The 6,710-nt window shown below is 62.8% G+C and carries 8 protein-coding genes; 4 read left to right on the top strand and 4 right to left on the bottom strand.

Features of this window, described 5'->3' with window-relative positions; all coding sequences use genetic code 11:
* Positions 1 to 90: 90 nt before the first annotated feature.
* On the bottom strand, positions 91 to 1,227 hold the full coding sequence (locus ACILSO_RS30435) for a galactitol-1-phosphate 5-dehydrogenase (protein WP_395741269.1): 1,137 nt from the start codon (positions 1,225 to 1,227) through the stop codon (positions 91 to 93).
* Positions 1,228 to 1,366: 139 nt separating this feature from the next.
* Here ACILSO_RS30435 and ACILSO_RS30440 point away from each other — a divergent pair, with 139 nt between their 5' ends.
* Together ACILSO_RS30440 and ACILSO_RS30445 are read left to right on the top strand one after the other, a co-directional pair.
* Positions 1,367 to 1,600, top strand: coding sequence for an addiction module protein (locus ACILSO_RS30440; protein ID WP_395741270.1), 234 nt, complete (start codon positions 1,367 to 1,369; stop codon positions 1,598 to 1,600).
* On the top strand, positions 1,600 to 1,896 hold the full coding sequence (locus ACILSO_RS30445; protein WP_395741271.1) for a type II toxin-antitoxin system RelE/ParE family toxin: 297 nt from the start codon (positions 1,600 to 1,602) through the stop codon (positions 1,894 to 1,896). Before ACILSO_RS30440 ends, ACILSO_RS30445 begins: the two co-directional genes overlap by 1 nt.
* A gap of 27 nt (positions 1,897 to 1,923) precedes the next feature.
* Here ACILSO_RS30445 and ACILSO_RS30450 read toward each other — a convergent pair whose 3' ends face one another.
* Positions 1,924 to 2,328 carry a peptide chain release factor-like protein gene (locus tag ACILSO_RS30450; RefSeq protein WP_395741272.1) on the bottom strand — a complete coding sequence of 135 codons (405 nt, stop codon included), beginning with the start codon at positions 2,326 to 2,328 and terminating at the stop codon, positions 1,924 to 1,926.
* A 220-nt stretch (positions 2,329 to 2,548) separates the two neighbouring features.
* On the opposite strand from ACILSO_RS30450, the gene ACILSO_RS30455 reads away from it, so the two are divergent.
* Entirely contained in the window at positions 2,549 to 3,346 is a 798-nt protein-coding gene (locus ACILSO_RS30455) for a thymidylate synthase (RefSeq protein ID WP_395741273.1), read from the top strand.
* Positions 3,347 to 3,558: 212 nt separating this feature from the next.
* Complete coding sequence (locus ACILSO_RS30460) at positions 3,559 to 4,494, top strand: alpha/beta hydrolase fold domain-containing protein (protein ID WP_395741274.1); 936 nt, start codon at positions 3,559 to 3,561, stop codon at positions 4,492 to 4,494.
* A gap of 16 nt (positions 4,495 to 4,510) precedes the next feature.
* Here the strand turns inward: ACILSO_RS30460 and ACILSO_RS30465 are convergent, their stop codons facing one another.
* Positions 4,511 to 5,254 (bottom strand): hypothetical protein, encoded by a 744-nt coding sequence (locus ACILSO_RS30465; RefSeq protein ID WP_395741275.1) that lies wholly within the window; start codon positions 5,252 to 5,254, stop codon positions 4,511 to 4,513.
* Between the two features lie 219 nt (positions 5,255 to 5,473).
* Complete coding sequence (gene carA / locus ACILSO_RS30470) at positions 5,474 to 6,661, bottom strand: glutamine-hydrolyzing carbamoyl-phosphate synthase small subunit (RefSeq protein ID WP_395741276.1); 1,188 nt, start codon at positions 6,659 to 6,661, stop codon at positions 5,474 to 5,476.
* Between the last annotated feature and the right edge of the window lie 49 nt (positions 6,662 to 6,710).

Raw genomic sequence — 6,710 nt, forward strand, 5'->3', positions numbered from 1 at the left:
CGAATGACAGAACGAGAAAGTGAACAGGAGAGGCCGGGCCTCATTCGACATTCGTTATTCTGCATTTGCCATTCGCACGGAAGCCGCGCTTCACGCGGGTTGAAGAACGACCTTCAGCAGGCCCTCTTTGTTGTCGTAGAGGCGCTTGAACCAGCCGGCACCTTCGGCCAGAGGGGCCACGGCGCTGAGCAGAGGCTCGACCTGGATGCTGCCGTCCTGGATGCGGCGGATGGCTTCCGGGTATTCGCCGGCGCAGGAGCAGGAGCCTTTGATGGTGAGCTGACGGGTCACGACTTCCTGAAGAGGGAAGGGGGTGTTGGGCTGCAGATTGCCGATGAGGACGATCTGGCCGCCTTTGCGCACGCAGCGGATGGCGAGATCCAGCGGAGCGCCTGCGCCCACGACTTCAAAGCTCGCGTCGGCACCATCGCCACCGCAGATCTTGCGGATGTGCATGGCCAGGCCTTCCTGCTTGGCGTTGAAGGTTTCTTCGGCGCCCAGCTTGCGGGCGAGTTCCAGACGGCTGTCGTCGAGATCGACGGCGATCACTTTTTCCCAGCCGCGTGCCTTGAGCGCCTGCACGACGAGCAGGCCGATCAAGCCTGCGCCCACGACCACAGCGGTGCCGCCAACGCCTTCGTCGGTATTGTCCTCCACCTCGGCTCCGTGATTGTGCCCGCAATCAGTGCCGCAGCCTTCGTGGTGGGCATCCTGAAAGGCTTCGCCCACTTCGATGCCATCGGCCAGATTCACCGCGTGCAGGGCGATGGAGACCGGCTCCGCAAAGGCGGCCTTCTCATAGGAAAGCTCGTCGGGGATGCGGTAGAGGATGCGGGTTGGCAGCGCGATCTTTTCCGCGAAGCAGCCATGGCGGCGGTATTCGCCGGGGGAGACGCCGAGCACCTTGCGGTTGGGGCAGAGATTGACGAAGCCGGCTTTGCACTCCTCGCACTCGCCGCAGTATTCGGTGGAGTCAAAGGTCACGCGGTCACCGAGCGCCCAGCCTTCCACGCCTTCGCCCAGGGCGATGATTTCACCGGCTGCCTCATGACCCATGACGATGGGCATCTGGCGGCGGCCGCTGCGGCCGTCCATGCCATGGATGTCGCTGCCGCAGATGCCGCAGGCGGCCACCTTCACCAGCACCTCGCCAGCGGCGGGCGTGGGGTCGGGGAAGCTGGTGTCAAAGTTGAACTCGGAGGGGGCGGTAAGGACGAGCGCTTTCATGGTGGGGAGCGCGGATCATGCCTCGCGTGGGGCGGGAGGCAAGGGGGGATGTGACTGGGTGCAGGCGGATTCTTTCAAAAACCGGGAGCGGGAGCGCTGCCCGGTTGAAAAGAATCGCGGAAGCCTTTAAGCTCATCCCATGCCCACGGCTGACCTCGATCTCGCCAGCGTTCTCCAAAGCGTGCTCTCCATGCCACGGCCTGAGCGTTCCTACCTCGCCGAGCGTCTGCTGGTGAGCCTGGAGGATGACGACGAGATGCCTCCGCAGTGGCGCGAGGAAATGGACGCCCGAGTGCAACGTCGTGAGCGCGGTGAAACCCGCTCCTACAGCCACGAGGAAGTCATGGCAGAGCTGGATTCCGCCATCGCCTGATGCGCCTCATTTACACCAGCGAAGCTAGAATCGAAATCATCGAGGCCGGGGCCTATTACCGGCGTGTCAGCAAGGAACTGGCCCGTGAGTTCAAGCAACGGCTCGCTGCCGCGCTGGAAGATTGCAGGAAACATCCCGAAACATGGAGGCGGTTGGACGAGAAATACCGCCGCAAGCTCATGAAGCAGTTCTCCTATGGGGTGATCGATCATCTGCCGGAACCCGAATGCGTCGAAGTGGTTGCCGTGATGCATTTCAGCCGCGAGCCGGACTACGGGCGTGGACGCAGCGTCTAGACATTCGCAACCACTGTCAGTCGCGGCTCACTCGTCCCCACCCACCTTGCCACGCCCTTCTTTGATCCCTGCCCGGTGCCGCTTGCCTGCCACAAACCGTCGCTTCAGGCCACGCGGTCGCGCACGGGTCTGGCGGCGGAGTTTTTCGCGGTCGTTTTGGATTTCGAGCTGGGCGGTTTGAAAGGCGGTCTCCAGGCGGTCGCAGAGGTCCTGGCGGGCGATGAGGCGGTTCTGGGACTGCGAGCGCTCGCGCTGGCAGCGGATCTCGATACCGCTGGGGACGTGGCGCAGCACGACTGTGGAGCTGGTCTTGTTGATTTTCTGCCCGCCCGCTCCGCCACCGCGAATGAACGACTCCTCCAGATCCTCCTCACGAATGCGGAGTTTCTGCATGCGGGCGCGTAGCGCAGGATCATCAGGCAGGTCGGCCATGGGGGAATCATCGGGGCAGGGAGGCCGCGCTGCAACTCAGGATGCAGAATCAGATGGCCACAAAGGGGCGCAAAAAAGCGCAAAGCGATGAATGGGTGAGTGGATAGACCGCACAGAGCTCCGGCTTTTTGTGTTTTCTGCGTTTTTTTGCGGCCTTCCCTCCCGCATTCCGTCTTGCCGAAACCATTGCACTCTCCGCCCGCCCCGCTATGGCTTGGCGATGGAAGAATACCACCGCCTGCTGCGCAAAGTGCTTGAACACGGAAGCTACCGTGAGGACCGCACGGGCACGGGTGCGTACTCCGTCTTTGGCGAGCAGAGCCGTTACGACCTCAGCACCACCTTCCCCCTCGTCACCACCAAGAAGCTGCACCTGCGCTCCATCATCCATGAGCTGCTGTGGTTTCTCAAAGGCGACACCAATGTGAAGTACCTGCAGGACAACAAGGTCACCATCTGGGACGAATGGGCCGATGAAAACGGCGACCTCGGCCCCGTCTATGGCGCCCAATGGCGTCGCTGGCAGGGCGCGCCGGAGGCCGAGACGCACGACCAGATCACCCGTCTCATCCAGGGCATCAAAACGAATCCGTACAGCCGCCGCCACATCGTCAGCGCCTGGAACGTGCCGCATATCGAAAAGATGGCACTGCCACCCTGCCACTGTCTGTTTCAGTTCTTCGTCGATCGCGGTCGGCTAAGCTGCCAGCTCTACCAGCGCAGCGCCGATCTCTTCCTCGGCGTGCCCTTCAACATCGCCAGCTACGCCCTTCTCACGATGATGGTCGCGCAGGTGTGCGAACTTCAGCCCGGTGAGTTCGTTCACACCTTTGGGGATCTGCATCTCTACAAGAATCACCTCGATCAGGCCAAACTCCAGCTCACCCGCGAGTGCCGTGCGCTGCCGGTGATGAAGCTGAATCCTGCGATTCGCGAAATCGATGCCTTCAAGTTCGAAGACTTCACGCTGGAAGGCTACGACCCGCATCCGGCGATCAAGGCGGAGATCGCGGTGTAAGGTTTTTGAAGCGCGGAATTTATTCCGCATAATGCCGCAAACACATGCAGCTCCGAATTCTTTGTGCGGGGCCGTCTGCGCCGGAGGTCAGCGTGTTTGCCACGGACAGTGCGGACTTTCGCCCTCTGGGTGTGGCGACCTTCTGCGGAATAAATTCCGCGCTCCGAAAGACGTGCGCGAAAGATCCCCCCTGTTCCTACCTTTTCACCGCAATGAAATCTGCTGCCGCTCTCCTCCTTGTTTTACAGCTGGGTTTACTGACGGCATCACGCGCCGCTGATCCCCTCAAACCCACCCATGCCGATGTCTCATACGGCACGCATGCGAAGCAGAAGCTGGACTTTTACCAGGCGAAGTCGGACACGCCGACGCCGGTGGTGTTTTTCATTCATGGCGGGGGCTGGCTGAACGGGGACAAGAATGGGTTCAATGGGCAGCAGCCTTATCTGGATGCGGGGATCTCGGTGGTGTCGATCGGCTACCGGCTGCTGCCGGAGGCGGCGGCAGACGGGCTGGTGCCGCCGGTGCAGGGGCCGCTGCATGATGCGGCGCGGGCGTTGCAGTTTGTGCGCAGCAAGGCGGCGGAGTGGAACATCGACAAGGCACGCATCGGCGCGACGGGGAGCTCGGCGGGGTCGTGCAGCTCGCTGTGGCTGGCGTTTCATCCGGACATGGCGGATGCAAAGAGCGCGGACCCTGTGGCGCGGGAGTCCACGCGGCTGTGGTGCGTGGCAGTGATCCGTGCGCAGACTTCGCTGGACCCGCAGCAGATGCGGGCGTGGATTCCGAACAACAACTACGGGGCGCACGCCTTTGGCTTCAAGGGCGAGGGCGGCAACAATGAGAGCGCGTATGCGGAGTTTCTGGCCAAGCGAGAGACGATCCTGCCGTGGATCGCGGAGTACTCGCCGTATGCGCTGCTGACGGCGGATGATCCGCCGGTGTATCTGTTTTACAACACACCGCCGGCCATGGGCCAGCCGGAGAAAAGCACGGCGCACAGCGCCAACTTCGGCGTGGGCCTTCAGGAGCAATGCCGCAAGCTCGGCGTGCCCAGCGAGCTGGTCTATCCCGGTGCCCCCGAGGTGAAGCACGCGGACGTGGCGGCGTATCTGATCGAGCGCCTGAAAGCGCCGACGGCACGCTGAGGTGGCGAGTAGATGCCTACTTCGTGAGACGCGGGTCGGCGATGACTTCGGCGGTCATCTGTTTGAGGTGCGCGGCGAGGTTGGGATCTCCCTGGGCGGCGGCGTGTTCGGAGAGGGCGAGGGTCAGGGTGACGAGCCTGTTTTCAAAGTGCTGGCGGCTGGTGGCGGAGGCGGGGCTGTTTGCAATGGCCTTCATCAGTTGCTGGTGCTCTTTGAGTTTGCCCTGCAAAAACTTGGCGGTGTCGCCGCAGTGGCGGGCGAAGAGATCGATCTCGCCGGCGGAGAGCAGGGCGTCCTGCACGAAGCGGAAGCACTGCTTGGCAAAGTCGGGCTGCTTTTCATCGAGGGTCTTGAAGAGTTTTACAGACGCGGCGTCTTCAGAGAGCGTGCGGTTGATGGAGACGACGTCGTGAAAGAGTTCGGGCTTGGCTTTGCCCTCCAGCGCGGCCTGCGTGCCCTCATCGCGCAGCTTGGTGAGGGCGGCCATGGCGGGCGGGTATTTTTCCCCCAGGTGCTTCCAGTAGGTGAGGGCAAAGGAAAGGCGCACGCCGTATTGCGCGGGACTGATGCTCAGGGCATTGGCGTGATACCACTGGTGGCGCTCCAGCGCGGCCTCGTATTCGCCTGCGCGGGTGAGGTCCTTGGCATCGTTGAGCGCTTGCGTGGCTGCATCTCCTTTGCCTGCGGCCTGGGAGGGCGGGATGGAGCACACGGCTGCCGACAAGGTCAGGGCGAGCAGGAGGGGGCGTAGGAAGCGCATCCGGTCATTACGGCAGGCGCGGCGCGGTTTGTCAATGCGGCTGCGAGCGCGTGGGCAGGCGGTGGCGATGACACAAAGGGAGAGGCTTGTGCTGCAAGGAATGAGGCGAAGCGTTCAACATGCCAGACACAAGCCGGAGGCTTGTGCTACGCTGGCTGGCGCTGGCGTATCGGCGGTTCGGAACGGTACTTGAGCGATCGCTGACCTTTGACCGCGCTTTTACCTGCCCGTCTCGATCATGCGCGCGAACTCAGCGAAGAAATACTTCGCGTCATGCGGGCCGGGAGCGGCTTCGGGGTGGTATTGCACGCTGAGGACGGGGGCCTCGCGGTGGCGCATGCCTTCCACGGTGCCGTCGTTGAGATTGATGTGCGTCACCTCGACGTTGCTGGGCAGGGAGGAGGGATCGATGGCGAAGCCGTGGTTCTGGCTGGTGATGGACACCTTGCCATTGCGCAGGTCCTTTACGGGCTGGTTGCCGCCGCGATGGCCGAACTTGAGCTTGAAGGTCTTGCCGCCGTAGGCATGGCCGAGGATCTGGTGGCCGAGGCAGATGGCGAAGATGGGCGCCTTGCCGATGAGCTGCTTCACTTCCTTGTGGATGTAGTCGAGGGCGGCGGGATCGCCTGGGCCGTTGGAGAGGAAGATGCCGTCTGGATTGCGGGCGAGCACGTCCTTGGCGCTGGTGGTGGCGGGGACGACGTCCACGCGGAAGCCCTGCTGGCGCAGGCGGCGCAGGATGTTGCGCTTCACGCCGTAGTCATAGGCTACGATGTGGTGCTTGGCCTCGGGAAGGGGGTGGCGCACCACGCCATCGGCGCCGGGTTCGCGGTTTTGGGACGGGCTGGGGATGTCCCAGTCACCGCTTTCGGTGCCTTCAGGGTCCCAGAGATAGGAAGACTTGGTGGTGACTTCCTTGACGTAGTCGCTGCCTTCCATGGCCGGGCTGCTGGCGGCCTGCTTCACAGCCTCCTCCGCCGTGGCGGTGGTGGTGATGACGGCCCGCATGGCGCCGCGGGTGCGCAGGTGGGCGGTAAGAGCGCGGGTGTCCACGCCCTGGATGCCGGGGATGCCCCACTGCTTGAGATAATCGTTCAGGCTCTGGGTGCTGCGCCAGTTGCTGGGCACCTCGCAAAGCTCTTCGATGACGAAGCCGCGCACGTGCGGCTGGTCGCTCTCCACATCGAGGGGATTCACGCCGTAATTCCCGATCATCGGGTAGGTCATCGTGACGATCTGGCCTCGATAGGAGGGATCGGTCAGGACCTCCTGATATCCGCTCATGGAGGTGTTAAAGCAGATTTCGCCGGTGTGCGTGGCATCGGCGCCGAACGCCGTGCCTTCAAACACCCGGCCATCTTCGAGGGCGAGGAGGGCTTTCTTCATCAAGGTTGCTACGTTGGTCATAGCCAGAAGGACGGGGGGTGCAAGGGGGGAGAATGAGGAAATCCGAATG

Source organism: Prosthecobacter sp. (genome assembly GCF_044226605.1).
Taxonomy (GTDB): Bacteria; Verrucomicrobiota; Verrucomicrobiia; order Verrucomicrobiales; family Verrucomicrobiaceae; genus Prosthecobacter.

What these genes read in the sequence shown, in the direction of transcription:
- ACILSO_RS30460 (WP_395741274.1), top strand. Translation starts at nt 3,559, where the DNA reads ATGAAATCTGCTGCCGCTCTCCTCCTTGTTTTACAGCTGGGTTTACTG.
- ACILSO_RS30440 (WP_395741270.1), top strand. Translation starts at nt 1,367, where the DNA reads ATGCCCACGGCTGACCTCGATCTCGCCAGCGTTCTCCAAAGCGTGCTC.
- ACILSO_RS30445 (WP_395741271.1), top strand. Translation starts at nt 1,600, where the DNA reads ATGCGCCTCATTTACACCAGCGAAGCTAGAATCGAAATCATCGAGGCC.
- ACILSO_RS30465 (WP_395741275.1), bottom strand. Translation starts at nt 5,254, where the DNA reads ATGCGCTTCCTACGCCCCCTCCTGCTCGCCCTGACCTTGTCGGCAGCC.
- ACILSO_RS30455 (WP_395741273.1), top strand. Translation starts at nt 2,549, where the DNA reads ATGGAAGAATACCACCGCCTGCTGCGCAAAGTGCTTGAACACGGAAGC.
- ACILSO_RS30435 (WP_395741269.1), bottom strand. Translation starts at nt 1,227, where the DNA reads ATGAAAGCGCTCGTCCTTACCGCCCCCTCCGAGTTCAACTTTGACACC.
- ACILSO_RS30450 (WP_395741272.1), bottom strand. Translation starts at nt 2,328, where the DNA reads ATGGCCGACCTGCCTGATGATCCTGCGCTACGCGCCCGCATGCAGAAA.
- carA (WP_395741276.1), bottom strand. Translation starts at nt 6,661, where the DNA reads ATGACCAACGTAGCAACCTTGATGAAGAAAGCCCTCCTCGCCCTCGAA.